Annotated in this window: 24 protein-coding genes; 12 read left to right on the top strand and 12 right to left on the bottom strand. The window is 73.6% G+C overall.

All coding sequences use genetic code 11. The annotated features are described in order from the left end of the window. The first annotated feature begins 2 nt into the window (after window positions 1-2). From ACIHEJ_RS00755 to ACIHEJ_RS00745, 3 genes are all read left to right on the top strand, one after another. Entirely contained in the window at window positions 3-323 is a 321-nt protein-coding gene (locus ACIHEJ_RS00755) for an L-rhamnose mutarotase (RefSeq protein ID WP_400131029.1), read from the top strand. A 182-nt stretch (window positions 324-505) separates the two neighbouring features. Further along, window positions 506-1531 carry a LacI family DNA-binding transcriptional regulator gene (locus ACIHEJ_RS00750; protein ID WP_400131027.1) on the top strand — a complete coding sequence of 342 codons (1026 nt, stop codon included), beginning with the start codon at window positions 506-508 and terminating at the stop codon, window positions 1529-1531. Between the two features lie 132 nt (window positions 1532-1663). Beyond that, entirely contained in the window at window positions 1664-2965 is a 1302-nt protein-coding gene (locus ACIHEJ_RS00745) for an alpha/beta fold hydrolase (RefSeq protein WP_400131025.1), read from the top strand. Between the two features lie 66 nt (window positions 2966-3031). Here ACIHEJ_RS00745 and ACIHEJ_RS00740 read toward each other — a convergent pair whose 3' ends face one another. Continuing rightward, window positions 3032-4183: a glutathione-independent formaldehyde dehydrogenase gene (locus ACIHEJ_RS00740; protein WP_400131023.1), complete on the bottom strand. Its 1152-nt coding sequence runs from the start codon at window positions 4181-4183 to the stop codon at window positions 3032-3034. Between the two features lie 201 nt (window positions 4184-4384). On the opposite strand from ACIHEJ_RS00740, the gene ACIHEJ_RS00735 reads away from it, so the two are divergent. Then, window positions 4385-5239: a pentapeptide repeat-containing protein gene (locus ACIHEJ_RS00735; protein ID WP_400131021.1), complete on the top strand. Its 855-nt coding sequence runs from the start codon at window positions 4385-4387 to the stop codon at window positions 5237-5239. Here ACIHEJ_RS00735 and ACIHEJ_RS00730 read toward each other — a convergent pair. Continuing rightward, window positions 5201-6748: a cytochrome P450 gene (locus ACIHEJ_RS00730; RefSeq protein WP_400131019.1), complete on the bottom strand. Its 1548-nt coding sequence runs from the start codon at window positions 6746-6748 to the stop codon at window positions 5201-5203. The two genes, ACIHEJ_RS00735 and ACIHEJ_RS00730, sit on opposite strands and share 39 nt — an antisense overlap. A 120-nt stretch (window positions 6749-6868) precedes the next feature. On the opposite strand from ACIHEJ_RS00730, the gene ACIHEJ_RS00725 reads away from it, so the two are divergent. Both ACIHEJ_RS00725 and ACIHEJ_RS00720 read left to right on the top strand, forming a co-directional pair. Further along, window positions 6869-7474 (top strand): TetR/AcrR family transcriptional regulator, encoded by a 606-nt coding sequence (locus tag ACIHEJ_RS00725; RefSeq protein WP_400131017.1) that lies wholly within the window; start codon window positions 6869-6871, stop codon window positions 7472-7474. Between the two features lie 82 nt (window positions 7475-7556). Then, window positions 7557-8282, top strand: a complete 726-nt coding sequence (locus ACIHEJ_RS00720) for a DUF2470 domain-containing protein (protein ID WP_400131015.1) — start codon at window positions 7557-7559, stop codon at window positions 8280-8282. On the opposite strand, the gene ACIHEJ_RS00715 is transcribed toward ACIHEJ_RS00720, so the two are convergent. The 5 genes from ACIHEJ_RS00715 to ACIHEJ_RS00695 form a co-directional block, all read right to left on the bottom strand. Beyond that, on the bottom strand, window positions 8250-9371 hold the full coding sequence (locus ACIHEJ_RS00715; RefSeq protein ID WP_400131763.1) for a lactonase family protein: 1122 nt from the start codon (window positions 9369-9371) through the stop codon (window positions 8250-8252). The two genes, ACIHEJ_RS00720 and ACIHEJ_RS00715, sit on opposite strands and share 33 nt — an antisense overlap. Before the next feature lie 194 nt (window positions 9372-9565). Then, a complete protein-coding gene (locus tag ACIHEJ_RS00710; RefSeq protein WP_400131014.1) occupies window positions 9566-10645 on the bottom strand; it encodes a hypothetical protein in 1080 nt (359 codons plus the stop codon). 97 nt (window positions 10646-10742) lie between these two features. Continuing rightward, complete coding sequence (locus tag ACIHEJ_RS00705) at window positions 10743-11996, bottom strand: aromatic acid exporter family protein (RefSeq protein WP_400131012.1); 1254 nt, start codon at window positions 11994-11996, stop codon at window positions 10743-10745. A gap of 90 nt (window positions 11997-12086) precedes the next feature. Continuing rightward, entirely contained in the window at window positions 12087-12581 is a 495-nt protein-coding gene (locus ACIHEJ_RS00700; protein WP_400131010.1) for an FBP domain-containing protein, read from the bottom strand. 397 nt (window positions 12582-12978) lie between these two features. Beyond that, window positions 12979-13632: a PAS domain-containing protein gene (locus ACIHEJ_RS00695; RefSeq protein ID WP_400131761.1), complete on the bottom strand. Its 654-nt coding sequence runs from the start codon at window positions 13630-13632 to the stop codon at window positions 12979-12981. Window positions 13633-13862: 230 nt separating this feature from the next. On the opposite strand from ACIHEJ_RS00695, the gene ACIHEJ_RS00690 reads away from it, so the two are divergent. Further along, a complete protein-coding gene (locus tag ACIHEJ_RS00690; RefSeq protein WP_400131008.1) occupies window positions 13863-17054 on the top strand; it encodes a cytochrome P450 in 3192 nt (1063 codons plus the stop codon). Between the two features lie 220 nt (window positions 17055-17274). Continuing rightward, a complete protein-coding gene (locus tag ACIHEJ_RS00685; RefSeq protein ID WP_400131007.1) occupies window positions 17275-18564 on the top strand; it encodes an ROK family protein in 1290 nt (429 codons plus the stop codon). A gap of 12 nt (window positions 18565-18576) precedes the next feature. Here the strand turns inward: ACIHEJ_RS00685 and ACIHEJ_RS00680 are convergent, their stop codons facing one another. Together ACIHEJ_RS00680 and ACIHEJ_RS00675 are read right to left on the bottom strand one after the other, a co-directional pair. Further along, window positions 18577-18819, bottom strand: coding sequence for a hypothetical protein (locus tag ACIHEJ_RS00680; protein ID WP_400131006.1), 243 nt, complete (start codon window positions 18817-18819; stop codon window positions 18577-18579). 43 nt (window positions 18820-18862) lie between these two features. Next, a complete protein-coding gene (locus tag ACIHEJ_RS00675; protein WP_400131004.1) occupies window positions 18863-19894 on the bottom strand; it encodes an SDR family oxidoreductase in 1032 nt (343 codons plus the stop codon). Window positions 19895-20123: 229 nt separating this feature from the next. Between ACIHEJ_RS00675 and ACIHEJ_RS00670 the strand changes: the two genes are divergently transcribed. Beyond that, entirely contained in the window at window positions 20124-21002 is an 879-nt protein-coding gene (locus ACIHEJ_RS00670) for an alpha/beta fold hydrolase (RefSeq protein ID WP_400131002.1), read from the top strand. Window positions 21003-21258: 256 nt separating this feature from the next. Here the strand turns inward: ACIHEJ_RS00670 and ACIHEJ_RS00665 are convergent, their stop codons facing one another. Then, window positions 21259-21915, bottom strand: a complete 657-nt coding sequence (locus tag ACIHEJ_RS00665) for an HAD family hydrolase (RefSeq protein WP_400131001.1) — start codon at window positions 21913-21915, stop codon at window positions 21259-21261. A gap of 43 nt (window positions 21916-21958) precedes the next feature. Continuing rightward, window positions 21959-22999, bottom strand: coding sequence for a PHP domain-containing protein (locus ACIHEJ_RS00660; RefSeq protein ID WP_400131000.1), 1041 nt, complete (start codon window positions 22997-22999; stop codon window positions 21959-21961). A gap of 112 nt (window positions 23000-23111) precedes the next feature. Between ACIHEJ_RS00660 and ACIHEJ_RS00655 the strand changes: the two genes are divergently transcribed. The 3 genes from ACIHEJ_RS00655 to ACIHEJ_RS00645 all read left to right on the top strand — a co-directional run bounded on the left by ACIHEJ_RS00655 (window position 23112) and on the right by ACIHEJ_RS00645 (window position 24616). Beyond that, on the top strand, window positions 23112-23900 hold the full coding sequence (locus ACIHEJ_RS00655; RefSeq protein ID WP_400130998.1) for an SDR family oxidoreductase: 789 nt from the start codon (window positions 23112-23114) through the stop codon (window positions 23898-23900). A 7-nt stretch (window positions 23901-23907) separates the two neighbouring features. Continuing rightward, the gene (locus ACIHEJ_RS00650) at window positions 23908-24222 is read left to right on the top strand and encodes a hypothetical protein (protein ID WP_400130996.1); all 315 of its coding nucleotides are present in this window, start codon (window positions 23908-23910) and stop codon (window positions 24220-24222) included. 148 nt (window positions 24223-24370) lie between these two features. Beyond that, a complete protein-coding gene (locus tag ACIHEJ_RS00645; RefSeq protein WP_400130995.1) occupies window positions 24371-24616 on the top strand; it encodes a hypothetical protein in 246 nt (81 codons plus the stop codon). A gap of 13 nt (window positions 24617-24629) precedes the next feature. On the opposite strand, the gene ACIHEJ_RS00640 is transcribed toward ACIHEJ_RS00645, so the two are convergent. Next, window positions 24630-25865: a ricin-type beta-trefoil lectin domain protein gene (locus ACIHEJ_RS00640; protein ID WP_400130993.1), complete on the bottom strand. Its 1236-nt coding sequence runs from the start codon at window positions 25863-25865 to the stop codon at window positions 24630-24632. Between the last annotated feature and the right edge of the window lie 89 nt (window positions 25866-25954).

Below are 25954 nucleotides of genomic sequence, written 5' to 3'. Positions count from 1 at the left end.
CGATGCAGCGCGTGTGCTTCCTGCTGGAGGTCCGGGCGGACCGCCTCGACGAGTACCGCGAGCGGCATGCCGCCGTGTGGCCGGAGATGCTGGACGCCCTCGGGGCGACCGGCTGGCACAACTACTGGCTGTTCCTGCGCGAGGACGGCCTGCTCGTCGGCTGTCTGGAGACCGAGGACTTCGCCGCCGCCCCGGTCGGTATGGAGGCCACCGGGGTCAACGCCCGTTGGCAGGCGGAGATGGCACCGTTCTCGGAGTCGCTGGACGGCGCTCGGCCCGACGAGGCCGTGAAACCGCTCACGGAGGTGTTCCACCTGTCATGACCACCGCCGGAAGCGGGCTCGCAGCCCCTCGGGCGACCGAGTTCGGGCGCGGTCTCCTTGCATGCCGGAGCCCCGTGCTGGCGAACCCCTTCGGGAGGTGGTGATCGACTTCGAGCCGCCCGCCTGACGGTAGTGTGAAGGCACTCCCGCCGCCCCTCGTCTTCCTGGAGGTCAGAAGCCCGATGGCCCAGTCGGTGGGTATCAAGGACGTGGCCCGCGCCGCCGGTGTGTCGGTGGGCACGGTGTCCAACGTCATCAACCGCCCGGACACCGTCGCCAGCGAGACCCGGGCGCGGGTGCTGTCCGCGATCGACCGGCTCGGCTACGTCCGCAGCGAGTCCGCGCGGCAGCTGCGCGCGGGCCGCAGCCGCATCATGGGGCTGCTCGTCCTCGACATGGGCAACCCCTTCTTCGTCGACGTGGCCCGGGGCGCCGAACGGGCGGCCCGGGAGGCGGGGCTCGGCGTGATGGTCTGCAACAGCGCGCAGAACGCCGGCGAGGAGGCCGACTACCTGTCGCTCTTCGCCGAACAGCGGGTGCGTGGTGTGCTGCTCACCCCGGCCGACGCCAGCGGCCGCAACATCGCCGCCTTCCGCCGGCACAACATTCCGTTCGTGCTGGTCGACCGGGTCGCCGAGGGCACCACCGAGTGCTCGGTCTCCGTCGACGACGTGACCGGCGGGGCGCTTGCCGTCCGGCACCTGGTGGACGCCGGGCACCGGTCGATCGCCTACGTCAGCGGACCGCCGGGCCTCAACCAGGTCCGCGACCGCCGCACCGGCGCGCTGAACGCCCTCGCCGAGGCGGGGCTCGGTCCCGACGCACTGCGTGAGCTGCCCACCGAACGCCTCGACGTGGCCGCGGGACGGGACGCGGGCGCCCGCCTCCTCGGCCTCGCGGAGCGGCCCACCGCCGTGTTCTGCGCCAACGACCTGCTCGCCCTCGGTGTCCTGCAGGCCATGTACGCGGCCGGCGTCACCGTCCCGGACGACCTCGCGATCGTCGGCTACGACGACATCGAGTTCGCGGCGGCGGCCGCCGTTCCGCTGACCTCCGTACGCCAGCCCGCCGTCACCATGGGCGCGCTCGCCGCCGAACTGCTGCTGGAGGAGACCGAGCAGGGCGACGGCGGCCCGGCGCACGAGCACCGCCGGGTGGTGCTCCAGCCGGAGCTGGTGGTACGCCGTTCGAGCCTCGCCGCACGCTGAAGCGTCGCACAGCGGGCGCTCGGCCCCGCGCTGACCGGGAGTTCAGTAACAATCCATGATCCAGGGGGTCGGCCCGCCCCCGGTCATGTGCTGAACTGGGACGCGTCCGACCCGTCCGTCCCGGGAGACCCGTTGAGCCTCAGCTACCGCCAGCCCGGCGTCGTCCTCACCGACCGCCGCTTCACCGTGCCTCTCGATCACGCCGACCCCGGTGGCGAGACCATCGAGCTGTACGCCCGCGAGGCGGTCGCGAGCGACAAGGCAGGCCAGGAGCTGCCCTGGCTGCTGTACCTGCAGGGCGGCCCCGGCTTCGGGGCGAATCGTTTCGTCGGCCGTCAGGCCTGGCTGGACCGGGCTCTGAAGGACTACCGCGTGCTGCTGCTGGACCAGCGCGGCACCGGCAGCTCCACGCCCGCCACCCGGCAGACGCTCCCGCTGCGCGGCGGCCCCGCCGAGCAGGCCGGCTACCTCACCCACTTCCGGGCCGACTCCATCGTCCGCGACTGCGAGGCCATCCGGCCCGAGGTGACCGGCGGCGCCCCGTGGACCGTGCTCGGCCAGAGCTTCGGCGGCTTCTGCACGGTGTCGTACCTCTCCCTCGCCCCCGAGGGCCTGGACGCGGCCCTGATCACCGGCGGCCTGCCCTCCCTCACCGCCCACGCCGACGACGTCTACCGGGCCGCCTACCCGCGCATCGAACGCAAGGTGACCGCGCACTACGCCCGCTACCCGCAGGACGTGGAGCGGGCCCGCCGGATCGCCGACCACCTCCTCACGCACGACGTGGTCCTGCCGAACGGCTACCGCTTCACGGCCGAGGCCTTCCAGTCGCTGGGCCTGATGCTCGGCACGAGCGACGGCAGCCACCGCCTGCACCACCTCCTGGAGGACGCCTTCGTCCGCACGCCCGGCGGCCTCGAGCTGTCCGACGCCTTCCAGGAACACGCCCAGTCCCTGCTGTCCTACGCCGGCCACCCCCTCTACGCCCTCGTCCACGAGGCGATCTACGGTCAGGACACGCGCCCCACCGCCTGGGCCGCCGAGCGAGTACGGGCCGAGTTCCCGCAGTTCGACGCGGCGAAGGCGCTCGCCGGTGACGCCCCGGTCCTCTTCACCGGGGAGACGGTCCACCCCTGGATGTTCGACTCCGACCCGGCCCTGCGCCCACTGCGCGAGACGGCCGAGCTGCTCGCCGCCCGCACCGACTGGCGCCCGCTGTACGACGCCGAACGCCTCGCCGCCAACGAGGTGCCGGTGGCCGCAGCCGTCTACCACGACGACATGTACGTCGACACCGCCCACGCGCTGCGGACCGCCCACGCCGTCCGCGGCCTGCGCCCCTGGGTCACCAACGAGTTCGAGCACGACGGCCTGCGCGCCGGAGCGCCTCGGGTCCTGGACCGGCTGCTGGCGATGACCCGCGACGAGGTGTGACCCGGCGCGCATGAGGGTCCGGACACCCGCGGGTGTCCGGACCCTGCGGTGCGCGGTGCGCGCGGCTCACGCGGCCAGGGCGTGACCCGGGTGCAGGACCACCTTGGTGTAGCCCTCGATCCGCTTGTCGAACTTCTCGTAGGCCTGCGGAGCCTGGTCCAGCGGCAGCTCGTGGGAGACCACGAAGCTGGGCTTGGCCCGCCCCGCGATGATCATGTCGCGCAGCTGGCGGTTGTACCGCTTGACGTTGCACTGACCGGTGCCCATCTGCTGGCCCTTCTCGAACATCTTGCCGATGGAGACCAGCAGCTGGCCGTGCTTGGCATGATCGTCGGGCCCGCCCGGGTCGGACGGCACGTACAGCCCGGGGACGCCGAGCATGCCGGTCGGGCGCACCGTCATGACCAGTTCGTTGAGCACGATGGCGGGTTCCTCGTGGCTGGCGTCGTGCGCCTGGGCCTGGTAGCCGACGGCGTCCACGCCCTTGTCGGTCCCTTCTCCGTTCGTCTGTTCCTTGATCTGCTCGGCCGGGTCGCCCTTGGTGAAGTCGATGGGGATGGCCCCGATCTCCTCGGCCTTGGCGAGCCGCTCGGGCACCCGGTCGACCGAGAACACCTTCGCCGCACCGCGCAGCAGCGCGGAGTAGGCGGCCATCAGGCCCACCGGTCCGGCACCGAAGACGGCCACGCTCTCACCGGGGGAGACCTGAGCGAGCTCGCAGCCGTGGTAGCCGGTCGGGAAGATGTCGGCGAGCAGCACGAAGTCGGTCTCGAACTCCTCGCCCGGCGGCAGTTTCAGACAGTTGAAGTCGGCGAAGGGCACCCGCAGCAGCTCTGCCTGACCGCCCTTGTACGGGCCCATGGCCACATATCCGTAGGCTCCGCCGGCGAAGCCCGGATTGACCGTGAGGCAGAAGCCGGTCTTTCCGGCGAGGCAGTTCTTGCAGAACCCGCAGGCCACGTTGAACGGCATGACGACGCGGTCTCCCTGGGACAAGGAGGCCACACCGGGGCCGACTTCCTCGATGATGCCGAGATTCTCGTGTCCGAAGACGATGCCGGACTCGGCCGCCGTGCGGCCCTCGTACATATGCAGATCGGATCCGCAGATGGCAGTCGACGTGACGCGTACCAGCACATCGTTGGGGTGCTGTATCTGCGGATCGTCGACGTCCCGCACCGTCACACTGAAAGGCTTCTCGTAGACGACGGCTTTCACCTGGGTCACCTCCCGCGTCGAACGCTGGACGACGGCGGCGAGGAGCGCCGATGGCCCGCGGGAGCACAGGGAGGCGTGGGCCTCGGCCCGTGCCGTGGCCCCGTGCGCGCTTCACCGCCGGTACTTCCAGGTAACCCCCGTCGGGCAGGCGCCGCAACCGCCGGATATCGGATGGGACGTCCCCCCCCGTAGGCTGTGCACATGCCAGATCAGATAGCCGGCCTCCCGGAGCTGCGCGGGGAGTGCGCGCGCTGCTTCGGACTCTGCTGCGTCGCCCTGCCCTTCGCCCGCTCCGCGGACTTCGCGCTCGACAAGCCGGCCGGCAAGCCGTGCCCGAACCTCCAGGACGACCACCGCTGCGGTGTCCACGCCGACCTGCGCACGAAGGGTTTCACCGGCTGCACGGTCTACGACTGCTTCGGCGCCGGACAGAAGGTCTCGCAGATCACCTTCGGCGGGCAGGACTGGCGGAGGGGGCCGGCGGAGCGGGCGCGGGAGATGTTCGACGTCTTCCCCGTCGTACGGCAGCTGCACGAGCTGCTGTGGTACCTGACGGAGGCGCTGGAGCTGCCCGCCGCCCGTCCCGTCCACCCGGACCTGCGGCGGGCGCTGGAGGAGACCGAACGGCTCACCCGGCAGACCCCCGAGGAGCTGGCCGCGCTCGACGTGGCAGCGTACCGGCAGGAGGTCAATGTGCTCCTGCTGCGCACCAGCGAGCTGGCCCGGGCCGGCGTCGGCGGCAAGGGCAAGGGCAAGGGGAGAGGCAAGGGCAAGGACCACCGGGGCGCGGACCTGATCGGGGCCCGGCTGCGGGGCGCCGACCTGCGCGGGGCGAGTCTGCGCGGCGCCTACCTGATCGCCGCCGACCTCACCGGTGCCGATCTGCGCTGCGCGGACATGATCGGCGCCGACCTGCGTGACGCGGACCTGACCGATGCGGATCTCACCGGGGCGTTCTTCCTCACCCAGCCGCAGCTGAACGCTGCGCGGGGCAGCGCGGGTACCACGTTGCCGGAGTCAGTCGGCCGGCCGGTGCACTGGGCACTCCGCCGGTAGTGCACCGAGGGAGCGGTGTCCGGGTGCGGGTCCGTCCTGGCTGGTCGCGCCCTTCCCGGCGGCCCTGCGGGGCGCAAGACCGAGCCGCAGCCCCTCCGGCATCACCGTCAGCCGTTCGACGACGCTCAGCCGGTAGCCGGGGTCGGCCCGCAGCTCGTAGCGGCGGAGCAGCAGGCCCAGGACCAGCGTGGCCTCGTGCAGCGCGAACTGGCGGCCGATGCAGGCCCGGGCCCCGGTGCCGAAGGGCTTGAAGGTGTGCGGGGGGCGGGCCCGTACGGCCGCCGCCTCGAACCGGTCCGGGTCGAACCGCTCGGTGTCCTCGCCCCAGGCCTCCGGGTCCCGGTGCAGCATCGGCGTCAGCACCAGCGCCCAGGCGCCCCGGCGCATCGGGTGCTCCCCGGCGAGCACGGTGTCGTGCCGGGCCTCCCGGGCGAACGCCGGGGCGGTCGGCCACAGCCGCAGCGACTCGTCCAGCACCCGGCGGAGGTAGCGCAGCTTGGCGACCTGGTCGTAGCCGGGCCTGCCGGTGCCGCCCCAGACGCGGTCCACCTCGGCGCGGGCCCGGGCGGCGATCTCGGGGTGCCGGGCCAGGTAGTACAGGGCGAAGGAGAGCGCGCCCGAGGTGGTCTCGTGGCCGGCCACCAGGAAGGTGATCACCTGCTTGCGGACGTTCTCCGCCGACAGCTTCTCGCCGGTCTCCGGATGGGCCGTCTCCAGCATGCGGTCCAGCAGGTCGCCGTCACCCCCGCCGGACCGGCGGCGGGCCGCGACCAGGTCGTCGACCGTGCGGTCGAGGTAGGCCATGTCGGCCGCGTTGCGCCGGGCGGCGGCACGCAGCAGCAGCGGGGCGAGCGGCCCGGGCACGCTGTTCAGCCGCTGGGCGAAGGTGAGCGTGCCGACCATGGCGGTGACGAAGGGGTGCGGCCGGTCCCGTTCGAAGGAGCCGAAGTCGTGGCCGAACCCGGTGCGCCCGATCGTCTCCAGGGTCAGCTTCGTCATGTCGCCGGGCACGTCGACCGTGCGCCCGGCCGCGGCCTCCCGGTCCCAGTGGTCGGTCAGCCGGCCGGCGACCGCCAGCATCATGCCGTGGTAGCCCTCCATGGCCTCCCGGCTGAACCCGGGTGCCAGGACGTCGTGGGCCAGCTGCCAGTTGGGCTCGTGGTTGTAGGCGGTGAACAGCCCGTCCCCGGCGACCGGCCGCAGGTTGGCCACCCCGAGCCCGACGTGCTTGGCGAACCGGGACTCGTCGGCGAGGTCGGCGGCCAGCCGCGATCCCCACACGAACACGAACTCCTTGCCGAAGGCCCGCCGCCGGAAGACCGGGCCGAGGTCGCGTGCGAAGCGCATGGAGTCCTGCAGCGGAGTGCGCCGGTCGGCGCCGAGCACATCGCCGAGGAGCGGGAGCCGGTGCGGCGGGTGCGGGATGCGGTGCAGCTCGGGCCAGCCCTGCTCGGCGCTGCGGAAACCCTTCGGCAGGCCCGTCCCCGTGGTCTCCGTCGTCTGAGCCATGACGCCGATCTCCCTTGATCCAGCGGGCCGTTGATCCTGTGGCGCGTGTGTTGTACGTGGGTTCAATAACGGGTTTCAGTGTGGGCCGCTTGTTGAACTCGCGTCAAGTAGAGTGACGCCATGCCCGCGAACGAGGGGGAGCGCGCCCGGCGCCGACTCAGCACCGAGGAACGCCGTGAGCAGCTGCTGTCGGTCGGGGCCGGACTGTTCTCGGAGAGCCCCTACGACGACGTGTGGATCGAGCAGGTCGCCGAGATCGCGGGGGTCTCCCGGGGGCTGCTGTACCACTACTTCCCGACCAAGCGGGACTTCTTCGCCGCGGTCGTGGAGCGCGAGAGCGAGCGGATGCTGCGCATGACGGCGGCCGTGCCCGGGAGGCCGGTGCGCGAGCAGCTCACCACCGGCCTCGACGCCTACCTCGGCTACGTCCAGGCCCACGCCCACGGCTTCCGCGCCTTCCACCGCGCCGACGCGGCCGGGGACCAGGCCGTACGCCGGGTCTACCAGCGGGCGCTCGCCGCCCAGGAGCAGCAGATCCTCGCCGCGCTCGCGGCCGACCCCGAGTTCGGGCCGGCCTTCGGATGTGCCCCGCAGGTCCGGCTGGCCGTGCGTGGCTGGCTCGCCTTCACCACCGCCGTCTGCCTGGAGTGGCTCCGGGACGCGGAGTTGAGCCGGGAGCAGGTGCGCGACCTGTGCGCGCGGGCGCTGCTGGGCGTCATCGGATAGCGGTTCGCGCCGGGGGGGGCGTGGTTGGCGTGCACCCCGATCTCCGATAGGTTAGGCAAGGCTTACCTAAGGAGGTCTCGGGATGGGTGACACACAGGACTGGACGGCCGCACCCGGCGCGGCGGAACGGGCCCGGTCGGTGCCGGCCGTCGCGTGGTCGTGTGCGGTGACCGCGGACGGCACCCGCGAGGAGTACGTCGGTGCGCACACCGTGACGGACGACGGCGAGGTGGTGCTGGGCGTCCCCGACGACAGCGCCCTGTGGGCCGCCACGCTGTGCGCCCCGCGCCAGGAGCCCTCCGCCGTGCTGGAGTTCGCCGACGTGGCCCCCGTCCCGGTCCGCAGCCGGATCCGCGCCCGGCTGTGGCTGGCCGGCTGGTTCGCGCCGTTTGAGGGCTCCCTGCGCTTCCGGCCCACCCGGGTCGTGCTGCGACAGCCCTCCGGGGCCGTGGTCGTCGGCCTCGACGAGTTCACCGCCGCCCGGCCCGACCCGCTCGCCGCCGAGGAGGCCCGGCTGCTCACCCACCTCGCCGACGCCCATCCGGACGCCGTCGAGCGGCTCACCCGCCTGGTGCGGCCGGAGAGCCTGCACGCCGCGACCCGGGTGGTGCCGCTCGCCGTCGACCGGCACGGGCTGACCCTGCGCATCGAGCGCACCCGCGCCCACGGCGACGTACGGCTGCCCTTCCACACGCCCGCCGACGACGTCACCCAGCTCACCGAGCGGATGCATGCCCTGCTGAACCAGGCGAGCGCCGCCGTCTGCCCCCGCCCGCTACAGCGGCAGCGCGCAGACGGCGACGGGTGAGGCGAACGGCTCGCCCGCCCGGAGCAGTTCGCCGCGGTCCGCGTCGACGTGGAAGACGGTGACCGTCCCGGAGCGCTGGTTCGCCGCGAACAGCAGCCCGCCGTCGGGTGAGAAGGCGATCTGCCGCGGGAAGTCCCCGCCGACGGGCACCGTGCCGAGCAGCCGCAGCCGGGCTCCGCCGTCCTCGACCGCGTACCGTGCCAGGCTGTCGTCGCCCCGGTTGGCCAGGAACGCGTACCGGCCGTTCGCCGTCACCAGGAACTGCGCAGGGTAGTTGGTGCCTCCGCTCGACCCCGTCGACTGCGGCTCGCCGATCGTCAGGCGGCCGGTCCGCGGGTCGTAGGCACACACGGCCACCGTGTCGTCCACCTCGTTGGCCAGGTACGCGTACCGGCCGCCCGGGTGGAAGGTCAGATGGCGGGGGCCCGCACCGGGCCGGGCGTGCGCCCGCGCCACCTCCGTGAGTGTGCCCTTCGTCTGGTCGAGACGGTAGCTGTAGACCGTATCGGTGCCGAGGTCGACGGCGAGGACGTGTCCGCCGTCCGGGCCGGTGACGAACTGGTGGGCGTGCGGACCCTGCTGCCCCGGGCCCGGCGCCGGGGAGGAGTGCGTGACCAGGTCGGTGCGCTCGCCCAGGGCGCCCGAGGCGTCCACCGGGTGCACCGCGACACTCCCCGAGCCGTAGTCGGCGCTCAGCAGCCAGCGCCCCGACGGATGCACCGACAGATGGCAGGGGCCCGCGCCGCCGCTGTCCCGGGTGCCGAGCGGCCGCCGGTCCGCGAGGCGCACGGCCGTCAGCCCGCCGTCCTGGCGCTCGTCCACCGCGTACAGCGTGCGCCCGTCCGGATGCACGGCGAGATACGACGGGTCGGGAACCCCGGTGAGCGTGCCGGAGCCGGTGATGCGGCCGGACACCGGGTCGTACGAGGCCAGCCCGATGCCGGTGCCGCCGCCCTCGGCGGAGGTGTACGTACCGATGAACAGCGGCCGGGGCCCGGGCGGCGGGCCGGCGGCCGGTCGCCGCCCGGCGGCCGGTACGGGGGCCGCCGGCCGGTCCGTCGCCGTCGGCGGGGCCGCCGGGGACGGCATCACCAGCACGGCCGCCGCGCCCGCCACGGCCCCGACGAACCGGCGCCTGCTCCAGCCTTCGCGCACCGCCAGTGCCTTTCGCGTCCGTGCCGCACCTCAGGGCGTCGGCCGCCCCGGTCGTGACAGCCACCCTGACCCGTGCCGGTCCGCGCGGGCAAGCCCGGCACCGGCCGGGGCACGAAACGCGACGGGAATCACCACTCCCCGTCCTCGACCGGCTTGCCCGGCGCGTCCTTCAGCGGGGCGACCTGCCCGGGCGACGGCGCCTGCCACGGGTCCAGGTCGTCCCCGAGCCAGTCACCCACCGGCTTGACCGTCCGAAGGGTGTCCGTCGGGGCGAGGTCCGCCGCGTCCGCGTCGTAGTAGTCGTACCAGGGCAGCCCCGCCCGCGTGTACGCCGCCCGGTCCACCGGGGACGGCGGCGGCGCCTCGCCGGTGATCCGGCGCCACTCCGGCGGGGTGACCAGGTGCACGAAGACCCGCCCCGCGGGCTTCTCGGACCAGTCCGTGAGCGGCCGGTCGTCCCGGTAGACCTCCTGCCGCATCGAGCCGCCGACGCCCAGGCCCATCGCTGCGGCGGGCGCCGCACCGCCGGCCCGCGGCGGGCTCGCCGCGCCGGGGGCGGCCGGCATCGCGGGCGGGGGGCCGCCCGGCGCGGACGCCATCATCGGCACGCCGTACCCGCCCGCAGGCCCGGCCGACAGGGCCCTGCGCCGCGCCTCCTCCCGCTCCCGCTCGCGGCGCCGCCACTCGGCGAGCAGGGGCTCCTGCAGCGGGAACGACTGCAGCTGCACCCCGCCCCACACCTCCTCGCCGGTGACCTGCCCCTCCACCGTCGCGCCCAGGCCCAGCGGCACGGCGACGAACTGGCGGACCGTGCCCGTGCCGGAGTTGATGCCGTCCAGCCAGGGCTGGCGGGGCAGCACCACATAGTTCTGCGGACCCCGGGCGAGACGGTCGCTCCACGGCCGGCCGGACACCGCGCACACCTTCCCGACCCCGACCTGCAGCGCGGCCGGCTCCCGTGAACCCGAGAAGCTCAGCCACATCGCCTCGCGCAGGTACACCGGGAGCATCACGCCACCGCGCGCCCGCCACGCCTCGGGGACGGTGTCCGCGTAGTCCTCGACCCGCCGGACCGGGAACTCGCCCAGCCCCGGCGGCAGCGGATGCGTGCCCGTCTCCGGCAGCCGCAGCGTGCGGATGAACCGCACCGCCACCCCGCCGGGCAGCCGCAGTGTGTTCCCGTCGACGTTCACCCCGGAACCGGCCATCCGGTCGCCCCCTCGCTCTGTGCGCCGGCCCGCCCCGGCACCCTTCGCACCGAGCCCGTCCGGCATGGGCGGCACCGAGCCCCGCCCGGCACCGCCCTCACAGAGAACGCTCGCCGAACCCCGCGCGGTTCCGCCACAGCTCCTCCTGGACGCCGAGCCGTTCCCGCAGCCGGGTCATCCGCGGCAGTTTCTCCCGCTGCTCCCGCGAGACCCGGTCCAGCTCCTCCAGCAGCCGGCGGGTGCGGTGCTCGGTGTTCATCTCGTCGATGATCCGGGTCGTCTCGGTCAGCACCGCGCCCAGCAGCTGCCAGTTCGCCCAGTCCTTGCCGATCTGCTCCTTGAGCAGCTCGGCCAGCCGGTCGCGGGTGCCGGCCGCGGTGTGCAGCTCGGCCGTCAGCCGGGCCTCCGCGGACTCGGCGTTCTCACTCAGATGGGTGGTCACCAGCACGGCGAAGCTCACGATCGCGTCGGCGATCTCCGACAGCAGCTGCTCCACGGTCTCCCCGACCGGCGGCGGGAAGAGCTCCTCGGAGCCACGGGCCTTGGCCAGGTCGGTGAAGGAGCGGGCCAGTACCCGCAGGACGACCGTGCAGATCTCCAGCGTGTCCAGACCGGTGCGCAGCACCACCCGGTGCAGCAGCCCCTCCTTGACCCGCGGATTGAGCCGCAGGCTGTCCTCCGCCTGCCGGAGCACCGCGTCCACCTGGGCGATGTCCTGGTCCAGCCGGCGTGCCTCGTGCAGCCGCTCGGCCGCCTGCTCCCAGGGGGTCCGGCCGGCGGCCTCCTCGCCCATCCGCAGCATCAGCTGCCGCACCCGGCGGGCCATGTCCTCGATCGACCGGCCCGCCTCGTCCACCCACACCGGTGGCGGCAGCAGAAGGTTGCAGGCCGTCCCGACGACCGCGCCGATCAGCGTTTCCACGATCCGCGCCCACGCGGTGAAGCCGATGGTGGTCACCCCGAGCACCAGCATGGCGCTGATCGCCACCTCGGCCACGTATTCGTCGACCCGCACCAGATGTCCGACGGCCAGCGCCGCCACGATCAGCAGCGCGAGACTCCACCAGGTCAGCCCCACCAGCACGCTGAAGGCGATGGCGACCAGGACTCCCGCCACCACCGAGTTCACCCGGCGGATGCCGTTGGTGAGGGTGGCGTAGAAGGTCACCTGGACGACGAGCAGGGCCGTCAGCGGTGCGGTCAGCGGGGCCGGCTCGGGACTCAGCCGCAGCGCGATCACATAGGCGACGGTCGCCGCCGCGGCCGACCGCAGCGTCTGGACGACCACCGGCTTGCGGCGGCGCTCCAGCAGGCTCAGCAGTCCCTTGGTCCACTTGCGTACGTCGTGCATCCTTTCGCCTGTTCCCGTTCCTCGGGTGCGTCGAACGTGCTGGAAGAGGGAGGACGGGATGTCACGGGCGCGTGGGGGGTACGGGCGGAGTCAGACCCAGAGCTTGTCGAGGAAGGAGGACAGGTTGCCCGCCGTCCGGGCGATCTGCTCCTCCAAAGTCAGGCTCTCCTCGAACCGCCCACCGGACTCGGGCACCTTCCGGCCGCGTACGTACAGCGAACACGCCAGGTCCGTGCACATGTACAGGCCCACCGAGTTGCCCTCGCGGCCCGCGGTGCCCGCCTTCCTCGCCGTCATCAGCGACACACCGCCGCCGGGATGCGTGGTCAGACACAGCGAGCACATGCTGCGGTGCAGGAATCCGCGCTGCGAGGCCGGGAAACGCAGGGTGATGCCGACGAGCCGGCCGTCCCGCTCGGTGACCAGGTAACTGCGGTCGGGTGCGCCGGGGTCGCGCCAGCCGAGGAAGTCCAGATCGTCCCAGGGCCGTTCGTCGAGGTCGCGCGGGACCGCCAGGCGCTTGGCCTCCCCCTTGGAGCAGTTCACGAACGAGTTGCGGATGTCCTGCTCGGTGAGCGATCTCATGAGGGGGATCCTTCCGGATTCGTCGCCACAACCTAGGGGTTCTAGGCTAACGGCTAGCCTAAATAGCCAAAGGGGAGGTGGGCCAATGGATTTCGGGGAGATCGGGCCGCGTGCCCGGCGGGCGCTGGACCATGTGGCCGCGGGGGTGGTCGGGCCTCCGCCCGGCCCGGACCCGCGCATCACGCTGCACTTCCATCCTGACCGGGTCTCCGCCGGACTGCCGATCCTCCAGAAGCCGGCCCGGCACGGTGCGTCCCACTCGCAGTACGTCACCGGCACCAGCGACGGAGGCCGCACCGCTCACCCCGCGGCGACCGCACGCGCCGGGAGAGCCGCATCTTCGGCGGCGCGTACGACGGCGCCGGACGGTCTCGGCCGCGGGCGCGTCCTGCCTCGGCTACCGCGGGGCCGTCGTACCCGGCTCCGTCGACCCTGGTTCCGGGGGCCACACACCGGGGACGAGGACGCCCACGGCGTAGGCGCGGGCCACGAGTTCCGTGCGGTTGGACGCGTTCCAGCGGGTCGACAGGCGGCGCAGGTGGTAGTTCACGCCGTCCACCGTCAGCCCCAGGTCGCGGGCGGCCCGGGCCGTCGTGGCACCCCCGGCCAGCAGCGCCAGCACCCGCCCCTCCACCGGCGTGACCGGCGCCGGCACGGGCTCCTGCCGTGCCGCGCACTCGCCCCGGACCCGGAGCATCACCAGCAGTGCCGGTGTCTCCTCCACGCTGTCGCTCACCGGGTCCGCCGTCAGCTCTCCGTACCGCTCGGTCCCGCCGGGCGCCGCCCAGCGCACCGACACCTGGTACCGCGAGCGGCGCCGCAGCCGCAGCGCCTCGGCGATCCGCTCCACCTGGCCGGCCTCCTGGGGGCGGAACAGTTCCAGCACGTCCCGGCCCCGCAGCCGCCCCGGCGTCGTGCCGACCTCCGCGGACATCGCGGGATTGGCCAGCACCACCTGCCCGTACACGTCGCACACCGCGACCGGCACCGAGACGCGGTCGAACAGGGTCATGGCGCGGTTGCGCCAGACCACGGCGTCGCCCCGGCCCATGTCCACGCCCCCACCCCCGTCAGGTCCGACCCGATCTCAACGCCCTCTCATCCAAGACGAAGACCCAGGTCAGCGACAACTCGACAGCAGTGCGCAAGCCCTGCGGCCGACTTTTGACTGCACGATTCTGTAGCGCCGGCGCCCGGTGCCCCCCGGGGAGCGGACCACCCTGGGACGCAGTACTCGGTTACCGCGAGTACTCCGTTACCGCGAAAGGCAGTTGTCGCGTCATGCCCCCCACCGCACTGCACCTCGACCCGGCCGCAACCCTGCCCGGCGTCCCCGTCGTCGACATCACCGCCACCGGTCCCGGCCGTACCCCCGTCCAGCAGGTCATGGAGCTCATGCGGACCCACGGCCCGGTGCTGGTGCGCCGACTGCACGGGCGGGACGCGATGTTCGTCGCCGACGCGGACCTGGTCGCCGACCTGGCCGACGAGCAGCGGTTCGCCAAGCACATCGGACCCGCGCTGGAGAACGTCCGCGCCTTCGCCGCCGACGGGCTGTTCACGGCGTACGACGACGAGCCCAACTGGGCTAAGGCGCACGCCATCCTGATGCCCGCCTTCGCGCTCGGCTCCATGCGCACCTACCACCCGGTGATGCTCCAGGTGGCCCGCCGGCTCATCGACTCCTGGGACCGCGCGGCCCGCGACGGGCGGCCGGTCGAGGTCCCGGACGACATGACCCGGATGACCCTCGACACCATCGGGCTCGCCGGGTTCGGCTACGACTTCGGTTCCTTCGAGCGGGCCGAGCCGCACCCCTTCGTGGAGTCGATGGTCCGCTGCCTGGAGTGGAGCATGACCCGCCTGGCCCGCACCCCCGGCCAGGACCACTCGGCGGCCGACGCGGCCTTCCGGGCGGACGCCGACTACCTCGCCGGTGTCGTCGACGACGTGATCGCCGCCCGCACGGGAACCGACCGGAGCGGCGCCACGGACCTCCTCGGGCTGATGCTCAGCGCGCCCCACCCGGCCGACGGCACCACCCTGGACGCGGCCAACATCCGCAACCAGGTCATCACCTTCCTGATCGCCGGTCACGAGACCACCTCCGGCGCGATGTCCTTCGCCCTGTACTACCTCGCCAAGCACCCGTCCGTGCTCCGGCTGGTGCAGCGCGAGGCCGACGCGCTGTGGGGTGATGCGGCCGACCCGGAGCCGTCGTACGAGGACATCGGCCGGCTCACCTACACCCGCCAGGTCCTCAACGAGGCGCTGCGGCTGTGGCCGACGGCAGCCGCGTTCAGCCGGCACGCCCGCGAGGACACCCTGCTCGGCGGCCGGATCCCGATGCGCGCCGGACAGGCCGTCACCGTGCTCGCGCCGATGCTCCACCGGCAGCCGGTGTGGGGCGACAACCCGGAGCTGTTCGACCCCGAGCGGTTCACCGCCGAGGCCGAGGCGGGCCGCCCGGTGCATGCCTTCAAGCCGTTCGGAACCGGTGAACGCGCCTGCATCGGACGGCAGTTCGCGCTGCACGAGGCGACGATGCTGCTCGCCGTGCTGGTCCACCGCTACCGGCTGCACGACCACGCCGACTACCGGCTCACCGTCAAGGAGACCCTCACCCTCAAACCCGAGGGCTTCACCCTCACGCTCACCCCGCGCACCGCCGCCGACCGCGTCCACACCCCGCTGCCCGGCGCCGTCCCCGCACAGGCCGGCCGCACCTTTGCGCCGGACACCCTCCCGGCCCGGGTCCGCCCCGGCACCGGCGCCCTCTTCCTGCACGGCAGCAACTACGGCACCTGCCGGGCCTTCGCCGCCCAGCTCGCCGACGAGGCCGCCGCCGTCGGCTGCGCCACCGAGGTCGCCGCCCTGGACGCCTACGCCGACGGGCTGCCCACCGACAGGCCCGTGATCATCACCGCCGCCTCCTACAACGGCCGCCCCACCGACGACGCCCGCGCCTTCACCGCGTGGCTCGACGGCACCCCCGGCCTGACCGGCGTGACGTACGCCGTCCTCGGCGTCGGCGACCGCAACTGGGCCGCCACCTACCAGCAGGTCCCCACGCGCATCGACGCCCGCCTCGCCGAACTCGGCGCGACCCGGCTCACCGGCCGCGCCGCCGCCGACGCCTCCGGCGACCTGGGCGGCACCGTGCGGGACTTCACGGCCCGGCTGCGCACGGCACTCCTGACCGAGTACGGCGACCCCGACGCACCGCAGGGCACCCCGGCCGAGGAGCCGGCCCACGCCTACGCGGTCCGCACCCTGGACGGCGGCCCTCTGGACGCCCTCGCCGAACGGCACGAGCTGGTCCCGATGACGGTCACCGAGGTCCGCGACCTCACCGCGCCGGGCCACCCGCGCACCAAGCGCTTCCTGCGCATCGCCCTGCCCGAGGGCGTCACCTACCGGACCGCCGACCACCTCACCGTGCTGCCCGCCAACGCCCCCGACGTCGTGGACCGTGCCGTCGCCGCGTTCGGCCTCGACCCCGACGCCGTCCTGGACATCCGGGCGACCCGCCCGAGCGCGGCCGAGCGTGGGGGAGGGCTCGCCGTGGACCGGCCGGTCACGGTGCGGGAACTGCTCACCCACCACGTCGAGGTGCAGGAGCGGCCCACCGCCCGGCAGCGGGCCCTGCTCGCCGAGGCCGACCCGTGCCCGCCCGAGCGCGCCGCCCTCGCCGCACCGACCGACGACGACCCGCGCACCCTGGTGGAGCTGGCCGAGGACCACCCCGCCCTGTGCGGCGCCCTGCACTGGCCGCTCCTGCTCGACCTGCTGACCCCGCTCAGGCCCCGCCACTACTCCGTCTCCTCCTCCCCGGCGGCGAGCCCGCGCCACGTGGACCTCATGGTCTCCGTGCTCGACGCGCCCGCCCGCTCCGGCAGGGGCCGCTACCGGGGCACGGGCTCCGGCCACCTCGCCGCCCTCCGGCCCGGAGACACCGTGTACGCCCGCGTCCAGCCCTGCCGCGAGGCCTTCCGGGTCGACGGCTCGGCACCGGTCGTGATGGTCGCCGCGGGCACGGGCCTCGCCCCGTTCCGCGGCACCGTCGCCGACCGCGTGGAGGCCCGGCGTGCCGGTGCCGAACTTCCCGCCGCGCTGCTCTACTTCGGCTGTGACGCGCCCGGCGCCGACTTCCTGCACGCCACCGAGCTGCGGGCCGCCGAGGAGGCCGGCGCGGTCGCGCTGCGCCCGGCCTTCAGCGAGGCCCCCGAGAACGGCGCCCACTTCGTCCAGCACCGCATCGCAGCCGAGGCCGACGAGGTGTGGGAGCTGCTGAACGCCGGGGCCCGGGTGTACGTCTGCGGCGACGGCGCGCGCATGGCGCCCGGGGTCCGCGAGGCGTTCCGTACCCTGTACCGGGAACGCACCGCGAGTGACGAGGCGACCGCAGCGCGCTGGCTCGACTCGCTGGTGGCGGACGGGCGTTACGTCGAGGACGTGTACGCGGCGGGCTGACCCGCGCGCGGGAGGGGGCACGGTGGGGGACGCGGAGGAACGGGCCCGGCGGGTCCTGACCGGCGGCACCCGCACGTGTCCCCGGCCCTGCTGGACACCCTCGGGGCTGCAGCGTCCCCTCACTTAGCTCACAGCGTGAACTAAGGGGTGGAAAAATATCGCCTTTCTGCTGCCCGAAGGGGTATGTTGCAGGTCGGGCAGGGTTCGTGAAGGGAGCCACATGGCGGCGCGCAACGGGCGTACGGTCCGCGATCTGAGGCGGGGCAACCGCACGGCGGTGCTGCAGCGGCTGTACTTCGACGGCCCGCTCAGCCGGTTCGAACTGGGTCCCGCGACCGGGCTGAGCTCCGGCTCGGTCAGCAACGTGGTCGCGGACCTGGTCGCCGACGGCCTGGTCGAGGAGGCCGGCAGCGTCGACTCCGACGGCGGGCGGCCCCGCACCCTGCTGCGCGTCGCACCGCACAGCGGCCAGATGATCGGCGTCGACGTCGGCGAGACCCGCGTGCGCGTCGAGCTGTTCGACCTGGCCCTCACCGAACTCGCCCGCACCGAGCGCCCGTTGGCCGTGCAGGGCTACGACGTCGACGTCATCGCCGGGCACATCCGTGACGGCGTCGCCGAGGTCCTCACCGCCGAGGGGGCCGCACCCGAGCGGCTGCTCGGTGTCGGTGTCGGCGTCCCGGGCATCGTCGAGCACACCCCCGACCGGGGCGCCGTCGTGCACGGGCAGACCATCGGCTGGGACGCGGTTCCCCTGGAGCAGCTGCTCCGCTCCACCTCCGCACTGCCCGAGTCGGTCCGGTACTTCATCGACAACGGCGCCAAGACCCTGGGCCAGGCCGAGATGTGGTTCGGCGCGGGACGCGGCGCGCGCAACGCCGTGGTCGTGCTGTTCGGCTCCGGCGTCGGCGCCTGTCTGGTCACCCCCGAGGTGGAGCACGGCCGGGCCGTCGAATGGGGCCACCTGACCGTGCGAGTCCGCGGGCGGCGCTGCCGCTGCGGTGCGCCCGGCTGCCTGGAGGCCTACGCCGGTGCCGAGTCGCTCCTCGCCCGCTGGCGGGAGGAGGGCGGCCGGCCGCCCGAGAACGCCGACGAGGAGACCGCGCTCACCGCCATGCTCGCCGCCGCCTACCCGCCCGAGGGCACCGCACCCGACCCGGTCGCGCTCGCCGTGCTGGAGGAGACCGCCGAGTACCTGGGCGCCGGGCTGTCCGACCTGATCAACCTGTTCCAGCCCGAGCGGATCCTCATCGGAGGCTGGGCCGGTCTCCAGCTCGGCGCCCGGTTCCTGCCCGCCGTACGCCGCCACGCCACGACGTACGCGCTGCGCCACCCGGCCGACCGGGTGACCATCGACCTGGGCCGGCTCGGACCCGACGCGGTCACCGTCGGCGCCGCGATCCTGCCGCTGGCCGACTTCTTCGCCAGCGGCGGACGGCGTCCCGAACCGGCCGCCGAGGACCGGCTGCCCGCCTGGCGGGCCGCTCTGAGGGAGCGCAGCCCGCGCTGAGCGGCCGGCCGCTCAGGCCGACGGCTCGTCCGGCGCCGGATGCTCGGGGTGGGCCGTCCCCGAGCGGGGCGCGCCACGCGGACCGGCACCGGCCTCGTCGGGGTCGGGCGCGTCCCCGTCCGTCCCGGTCTCGTCGCCCGCCTGCTGCGGCGTGACGTCCCACCGGTCCTCTCCGGCTTCTGCCTGCTGATCGGGCATGTCCCTAGGGACCGGGCCGTTCTCCGGGCCGGGCTCGGGCTGCCTCTCTGCGGTCATGGCGTTCGTTCCTCCCTTCGGGCGCGGGTCCGGGCGGGCCGGCTCAGCCGACCTTCCGGCCGCGCATCGGCTCGGTGTCCGTCCCGCCGCCCTTCTGCAGGCCGCTCAGGAACTCCTGCAACACCTCGGTCGCCGTGTACCGCGGCTGCCAGCCCAGCTCGGTGCGGGCCCGGGCGCAGTCCATCAGCGGCAGGCGCAGCACCGCGTCGAACAGATGCGGGGAGGCGGGCAGCAGGTGCAGCCCCCAGGCGGCGGCGATCGCCGACCGGGCCGCCGTACGCGGCAGCCGCACCGGACGGCTGCCGAGCAGCTCGGCGAGGACCCCGGCGTCCAGCGGCGGATCGGCGGCCAGGTTGAAGGGGCCCCGGGCGGAGTCCGTGTGCACCGCGAGCCGGTAGGCCTCGGCGGCGTCGTCCGTGTGCAGGGCCTGCACCCGGAGGCCCGGGATGTCCGGCAGGAACGGCAGCAGGTCCGGCCGGGCGAGCGGTCCGGGCAGGAACTTCCCGCCGAAGATCCGGCGTTGCTCGCTCGCCGACTCCCACTTGAACAGGAACGCCGGGCGCATCCGGACCACGCGCACCTCGGGGTGGTCCCGCTCGAACACGTCGAGCGTGCGCTCCAGGTAGGCCTTCTCGCGGCAGTACGCGGCGTCGGGCCAGCCGTGCGTCGGCCACGACTCGTCCACCGGGCGGTCCTTCGGGCCCGGTGAGTACGTGCCCACGGAGGAGGCGTGTACCAGCACCGGCACCCGGGCCGCGGCCACCGCCTCGAACACCCGTATGCCGCCGAGCACGTTGGTCCGCCAGGTGGTCGCCGGATCGTGCGTCGGCTGGAAGGCCCAGGCCAGGTGGACGACGGCGTCGGCGCCCTCGAACCGTTCGGCCAGGTTGGCCTGTTCGGAGGAGATGTCGACCGCGGACCACTCGGTCTTCGGCGGCGACCACTCCGGCGTGCGCCGGGCCAGTCCCCGCACCGACTTGATCCCGGGGTCCTCCGAGAGCAGGCGCACCACGCTCGTCCCGACATTGCCGGTGGCGCCCGTCACGACCACCCTGCTGCCCGCTGCAGTGCTCACCTTCGGCTCCTCTCGGCGGGAAGGCTTCGGCGGACGGCCGGGTACCCGGGCGCGTCCCGCACACACCCGGCCGGGCCCCGCTGCACACCATCGGCCCGGCCCGGCGGCCTGCGCGCCCGACGGCCATGACGTGACAGGTAATCGACCCGTGCCCCGGGCCCGGGCAGTATCGGGGACGTCAGCGCGACGGAGCACGTCGCACCCGGTCAGGACAGCCGAGGAGGCCCCCATGCCGTACTTCGAGAGCCCGGTCGACGGCACCCGTCTGCACTACGTCGACCACGGTCCCGCGACCGGCCCCGTCGCCGTCTTCGTCGCGAGTGCCTACCTCGGCCACGAGATGTGGGAGTACCAGACGCTCCCGCTCGCGGAGGCCGGATTCCGGTGCGTGGCCCTGGACCGGCGTGGCCACGGACGCTCGGAGGACACCTGGTCCGGCTACGACCTCGACACCCTCGCCGACGACCTGAACGGCCTGTTCAACCACCTCGACCTGCGCGGAATCACTTTGATCGGGCACTCCGTCGGCACCGCCGAGGTGATCCGCTGCCTCACCCGGCACGGCACCGCACGCGTGGACCGGGTCGCGCTGGTCGCCGCGGTCAGCCCCGGGCTCGTCCGCTCGCCCAACCTGCCGGAGGGCATCGACCCGGCGGCCGTGCGCGCCGACGAGGAGGCCTTCCGCCGCGACCGGGCCGCCTGGTTCACCCACTTCGCCGACGACTTCTTCGCCGTCCAGCAGCCCGGCAACGACGTCTCCCCGGCCTATGTCCGTCACCTGATCGACCGCTGCCTGGTCGCCACACCGCGCGCCGCGACCGGCGTCCGGGCCGTCGTGGCCGCCCTCGACCTCACCGACGAGCTGCCCGCGCTGGACCTGCCGGTGCTCGTCGTGCACGGCACCCACGACACCTCGGCCCCCCTCGCCCTCACCGGCAAGCGCCTCGCCCGGCTCGCGCCGCGTGCCACCCTGAAGGTGTACGAGAACGGCGGGCACGGCCTGTTCGCCACGCACGCGGAACTGCTCACGGCGGACCTCAGGGAGTTCCTCGGCGCCGGACGAGCCCCGGCCGCCGAGCCCGTCGGCGCCGCGGCGGACGCCCGTTGAACGGAGCGGACGCCCGCTGAGCAAAGAGAGCCCCGGCCGTGACGGGGGGTTCACGACCGGGGCGGCCAGACGGTGGGTACGGACGGCGGTCGCCTCTCGGCGAGACGCTCCACAGGGCTTCAGCCGAACGATCGTCCCTGTGGGCAGAAGGTGAGGCCCGGGGACACCGGCCCATCCGCACCCACGGTTGGTTCAACAGGCAACCACCGACGGGTGTTCCGGCCGTTCCCGTGACCCGCGTCACCCCTCCCGGCGCTCAGCCCAGCGGACTCCCCTCGAGCCGCGCCAGCAGGTCCGCGGGATCGGCGTACACCGCCCCCGCCCCGGCCTCCTCCAGGTCGGCCCGCGGAATCCCGCCGCACAGCACGCCCACACAGTGCACCCCGGCCTTGCTCCCGGCTTGCATGTCCCACACCGTGTCCCCGACGAACACCGCCCGCGAGGCCGGCACCCCGGCCAGCTTCAGGGCGTGCTCCACGGGCTCCGGGGCGGGCTTGCCCTCCTCGACGTCGTCGGCGCTCGCGGTGTCGGCGATGGCGTCGTCCGCGTCGATCGCCCGGCGCAGCGCGCCCAGCTCCGGACCGCTCGCCGAGGTGGCGAGGACGACCGTCCAGCCGTCCCGGTGCAGCCGCCGCAGCAGCCGGCCGGCCCCCGGCAGGGCGGGCAGCCGGTCGAAGTACTGGCCGTACAGCGTCGTGTGCGCCTGGCTCAGCTCGCCGTCCTGCTCCCGGTCGCGGTCGTCGCCGAGCAGATGGGCGATCAGGTCGGACGAGCCGAGGCCGACGGCCCGGTGCACGGCGTGCATGGGCACATCGTGCCCGGCCTGCCGGAACGCCTCCCACCAGGTCACGACATGCAGGTGATTGGTGTCGACGAGGGTTCCGTCGACGTCGAACACGGCGGCACGGTCCATACGGGGTTCCTCTCCTCGCTCTCGCTGCGTCCCGGGTACCACGTCAGGCATCCGCCACGCGTGCCGGGACCCGGCCCTCCCGCGTCCAGGCCAGCAGCTCCTCGGCGGTCCAGGTGGTCACCACCCGCTCGGGCGGCACCCCGCACTCCTCCGCCCGGGCACAGCCCAGGATCTGCCAGTCCAGCTGGCCGGGCGCGTGCGCGTCGGTGTCGACCGAGAACAGCACCCCCGCGGCCACGGCCGTGCGCAGCAGCCGGCGCGGCGGGTCCAGCCGTTCCGGCCGGCTGTTGATCTCCACGGCCGTCCCCGACTCGGCGCAGGCGGCGAACACCTGGTCCGCGTCGAACTCCGACTCCGGCCGCCCCCGCCCGGTCACCAGGCGCCCGGTGCAGTGCCCCAGCACATCCGCGTGCGGATCGCGCACGGCGGCCACCATCCGGCGGGTCATCGAGCGGGCGTCCATCCGCAGCTTGGAGTGGACCGACACCACGACCACGTCCAGCCGCTCGAGCAGCTCCGGCTCCTGGTCCAGCGAGCCGTCCTCGAGGATGTCGCACTCGATGCCGGTGAGCAGCCGGAACGGCGCCCAGCGCGCGTTCAGCTCCGCCACCGCCTCCAGCTGCTCCCGCAGCCGCTCCGGCGACAGCCCGCGGGCCACGGTCAGCCGCGGGGAGTGGTCGGTGAGCACCGTCCACTCATGGCCCAGCTCGGCCGCGGCCCGCCCCATCTCCTCGATCGGGCTGCCACCGTCGGACCAGTCCGAGTGGGTGTGGCAGTCCCCCCGGATCAGCGCCCGCAGCCGGGCCCCGGGACCCGAGGCGGGCGCCGCGCCGGCCTCCTCCTCCAGCTTGCGCAGATACCCGGGCACCTCCCCGGCCAGTGCCTCCCGCACCACCTGCGCGGTCTTGGGCCCGATCCCCTTGAGCGACTCCAGCGTCCCCGCCGCCGCGCGCTCGGCGACCTCCCCCTCGGGCAGCGCGGCCAGTGCGCGAGAGGCCGTACGAAAGGCCTTCACCCGGTAGGTGGGCGCGAGCGCCCGCTCCAGGAGGAAGGCGATCCGGTCGAGAGCGGCGACGGGTTCCATGTCACCAGGGTTCCCGCGGGCGCCGCCGGCAGACGAGTCCCGTTTGCCCACCCCGCCCCCGGGTACTGCGATGCCCACCGTCACCGCCCACCGTCACCGAGGGAGGCAGGCCATGCCCAGCGCAGCGATCGTCACCGGGGCGGACTCCGGTATCGGCCGCGCCACCGCCGTACGTCTGGCCGAGGCCGGCCTCGACGTCGGCATCACCTGGCACACCGACGAGAAGGGCGCCGAGGAGACCGCGGAGGAGGTCCGTGCGCAGGGCCGCCGTGCCGCGGTGGCCCGGCTCGACCTCACCCGGCTGCCCGAGGCCGCCGACACCGTCGACGAGCTGTGCGACGCCCTCGGCCGCGTCGACGTCCTGGTCAACAACGCCGGCACGGGCACCATGACCCCCTACCTCGACCTGACCCTGGCGGACGTGCGCCGGGTCCTCGACGTCGACCTCGTGGGGCCGTTCCTGTGCGGACAGCGGGCGGCCCGGCACATGATCCGGCAGGGTGACGGCGGCCGGATCGTCAACGTGACCTCCGTCCACGAGCACCAGCCCCGGGTCGGCGCGGCCCCGTACTGCGCGGCCAAGGGCGGGCTCGGGCTGCTCACCCAGGTGATGGCCCTGGAGCTCGCCGAGTACGGCATCACCGTGAACGCGGTCGCGCCGGGCGAGATCGCCACGCCGATGACCGGCCAGGAGGACACCGACGTGCACACCGAGCGGCGGCCCGGCGTGCCGCTCGGGCGGCCCGGAGACGCCCGCGAGGTCGCCGCCGTGATCGCCTTCCTGGCGAGCCCGGACGCCTCGTACGTCACCGGTGCCTCGTGGAGCGTCGACGGCGGCATGCTGCGCATGGGCCCGCAGGCCGGTTCGCACCTGACCGGCGACGACTGGCGCCGTCCGTGAGGTGACCGTGCGCCTGCGGACCGGCTCCTGCGACGACCCCGGCTGCAGAAGCCTGCGCTGCGGCCGGGGCTTCCGCTGTGCCGACGACACCGGCGAGCCCCTCGCCGGCCCCGAGCAGCTCGCCCGGATCGGCGCCCCGGCCATCCCGCCCGCCTGGTGCGACGTGTGGATCTGCCCCTGGCCGGGCGGCCGTCTCCAGGCCGTGGGCACGGACGACGCCGGGCGTCGCCAGTACCTGTGCCACCGCCTGGGCGCCACCCCGGCGGTGTGCCGGGCCTCCTCCATCGCCCGAAGGTCTTCCAGCTGTTCGAGCCTGGCGTGACCACCGCCCCCGTGCTCACCCGGCTGGGCGAACACGGGGCCTTCGGGCGCCCCGCCACGCAGGGAGCGGTCGAGGCGGCGGTTCCGGATCTCCTGGACGGTACCGGCGGATGACACGTCTGTGCGGGTTGCGTTCTACGCTCGATTGCATGACCGAACAATCAGCTCCCCACATCGCCCATCCGCGGATCCTGGTGCTCGGGGTCTGTCCGGGCAAGCCCGGCGAGCCGCCCTTCCGGATCATGGAGATCGACGGTCAGGTGATCGGCGAGGCCAGGACCGTCACCGACGTGCTGGAGGCCGCCGCCTCGTACGGCATCACCATCCATGACCTGGACGACCCCGATGTCGTCCGCTGGGTGGGCGGGGACAAGTACACCTGGACGACGCGCTGAGCGGAGGCGTGGCTCAGCCGACCGTCCACTTCTGGTTCGCGCCGCCCGTGCACGTCCAGATCTGCAGCCGGGTGCCGTTGGCCGAGTTGTTCCCGGTCACGTCGAGGCACTTGTTCGCCTGCGGATCGACGATGTCGTGCGCCCCGGTGACGGTCCACTTCTGGTTCGGCCCGCCGGTGCAGTCCCACAGCTGGACGGTCGAGCCGTCCGCCGTGCCGTTGCCCGTGACGTCCAGGCACTTGCCGAGGGCCCGGAGCGTGCCGTCCGAGCCGACGGTCCACGCCTGTGCGCCCGTGCCGTTGCAGTCGTAGAGCTGCACCGGGGTGCCGTTCGCGGGGTTCGCGCCGGCCACGTCCACGCACTTGCCGGCCAGGCCCCGGATCGGGACCCCGGCCGCGCTGTCGCCGGTCGTCACCGACACCGAGTCGACCACCAGCGTTTGCGGGAACTGGGTCGAGCCGTCCGGGTCGCCCGGCCAGTAGCCGCCGACCGCCAGGTTCAGGATCAGGAAGAACGGCTTGTTGTCGTACACCCATGTCTTCCCGCCCAGGTCGGCGGGTGTGCGCCGCTCGTAGACGTTCCCGTCCACGGACCAGGTGATCGAGCCGGGGGCCCAGTCGACGGCGAAGGTGTGGAAGGCGTCCGCGAAGGCCTGTCCGTTCGGCAGGGTGTAGGCGGCGCCTATGCCGCCGGAGCCGGAGTAGCCGGGGCCGTGGATGGTGCCGTGCACGGTCGAGGGTTCGAACCCGACGTTCTCCATCACGTCGATCTCACCGGAGTCCGGCCAGTTCACGGGCGTGCCGAGCATCCAGAACGCCGGCCACATCCCCTGCCCGCGCGGGATCTTCATGCGGGCCTCGACATGGCCGTACTGCGCGTTGAACTTCCCGGCCGTGTTCAGCCGGGCCGAGGTGTACTGGCAGCTGCCGTACCAGCACTGGTAGCCGGCCGGGTTCTCCTTGCGGGCCGTGATCACCAGATGGCCCTGGCCGTCCAGGGCCGCGTTGTGCGTGCCCGAGGTGTAGTACTGCCGCTCGTGGTTGTTGACGTTGTCGCCGGTCTCCAGCGTCCATTTCGAGGAGTCGACCGCGGCGCCCGCGGGTCCGTCGAATGTGTCCGAGAAGGTGGTGACGGTCGCAGCCGCCGGGGCGGCGGTGCCGGCCCGCGCCGGGCCGACGGCGGCCGAGCCGACCAGCGCGGCGGACAGGGCGGCGAGGAGACATCTGCGGAGCAGGCGTGGGGAGGCCATGGCTCTCCGATCCGTGGGGGGGGGCGAGTCAGATGCCTCTTGATTTAAGGAGTGAGATAAGGGAGCGTCAATACTCCGGTACGGACCTT

Source organism: Streptomyces sp. NPDC052301 (assembly GCF_044593395.1).
GTDB lineage: Bacteria > Actinomycetota > Actinomycetes > Streptomycetales > Streptomycetaceae > Streptomyces.
The sequence above is the reverse complement of the archived record's forward strand: the minus strand, read 5'-3'. Positions and strand labels throughout refer to the sequence as shown.

Excerpts from the sequence above, each read along its gene's own strand:
- ACIHEJ_RS00755 (WP_400131029.1), top strand. The coding sequence starts at position 3 with ATGCAGCGCGTGTGCTTCCTGCTGGAGGTCCGGGCGGACCGCCTCGAC.
- ACIHEJ_RS00750 (WP_400131027.1), top strand. The coding sequence starts at position 506 with ATGGCCCAGTCGGTGGGTATCAAGGACGTGGCCCGCGCCGCCGGTGTG.
- ACIHEJ_RS00735 (WP_400131021.1), top strand. The coding sequence starts at position 4,385 with ATGCCAGATCAGATAGCCGGCCTCCCGGAGCTGCGCGGGGAGTGCGCG.
- ACIHEJ_RS00730 (WP_400131019.1), bottom strand. The coding sequence starts at position 6,748 with ATGGCTCAGACGACGGAGACCACGGGGACGGGCCTGCCGAAGGGTTTC.
- ACIHEJ_RS00725 (WP_400131017.1), top strand. The coding sequence starts at position 6,869 with ATGCCCGCGAACGAGGGGGAGCGCGCCCGGCGCCGACTCAGCACCGAG.
- ACIHEJ_RS00720 (WP_400131015.1), top strand. The coding sequence starts at position 7,557 with ATGGGTGACACACAGGACTGGACGGCCGCACCCGGCGCGGCGGAACGG.
- ACIHEJ_RS00715 (WP_400131763.1), bottom strand. The coding sequence starts at position 9,371 with ATGCCGTCCCCGGCGGCCCCGCCGACGGCGACGGACCGGCCGGCGGCC.
- ACIHEJ_RS00710 (WP_400131014.1), bottom strand. The coding sequence starts at position 10,645 with ATGGCCGGTTCCGGGGTGAACGTCGACGGGAACACACTGCGGCTGCCC.
- ACIHEJ_RS00705 (WP_400131012.1), bottom strand. The coding sequence starts at position 11,996 with ATGCACGACGTACGCAAGTGGACCAAGGGACTGCTGAGCCTGCTGGAG.
- ACIHEJ_RS00700 (WP_400131010.1), bottom strand. The coding sequence starts at position 12,581 with ATGAGATCGCTCACCGAGCAGGACATCCGCAACTCGTTCGTGAACTGC.
- ACIHEJ_RS00695 (WP_400131761.1), bottom strand. The coding sequence starts at position 13,632 with ATGGGCCGGGGCGACGCCGTGGTCTGGCGCAACCGCGCCATGACCCTG.
- ACIHEJ_RS00690 (WP_400131008.1), top strand. The coding sequence starts at position 13,863 with ATGCCCCCCACCGCACTGCACCTCGACCCGGCCGCAACCCTGCCCGGC.
- ACIHEJ_RS00685 (WP_400131007.1), top strand. The coding sequence starts at position 17,275 with ATGGCGGCGCGCAACGGGCGTACGGTCCGCGATCTGAGGCGGGGCAAC.
- ACIHEJ_RS00680 (WP_400131006.1), bottom strand. The coding sequence starts at position 18,819 with ATGACCGCAGAGAGGCAGCCCGAGCCCGGCCCGGAGAACGGCCCGGTC.
- ACIHEJ_RS00670 (WP_400131002.1), top strand. The coding sequence starts at position 20,124 with ATGCCGTACTTCGAGAGCCCGGTCGACGGCACCCGTCTGCACTACGTC.
- ACIHEJ_RS00665 (WP_400131001.1), bottom strand. The coding sequence starts at position 21,915 with ATGGACCGTGCCGCCGTGTTCGACGTCGACGGAACCCTCGTCGACACC.
- ACIHEJ_RS00660 (WP_400131000.1), bottom strand. The coding sequence starts at position 22,999 with ATGGAACCCGTCGCCGCTCTCGACCGGATCGCCTTCCTCCTGGAGCGG.
- ACIHEJ_RS00655 (WP_400130998.1), top strand. The coding sequence starts at position 23,112 with ATGCCCAGCGCAGCGATCGTCACCGGGGCGGACTCCGGTATCGGCCGC.
- ACIHEJ_RS00645 (WP_400130995.1), top strand. The coding sequence starts at position 24,371 with ATGACCGAACAATCAGCTCCCCACATCGCCCATCCGCGGATCCTGGTG.
- ACIHEJ_RS00640 (WP_400130993.1), bottom strand. The coding sequence starts at position 25,865 with ATGGCCTCCCCACGCCTGCTCCGCAGATGTCTCCTCGCCGCCCTGTCC.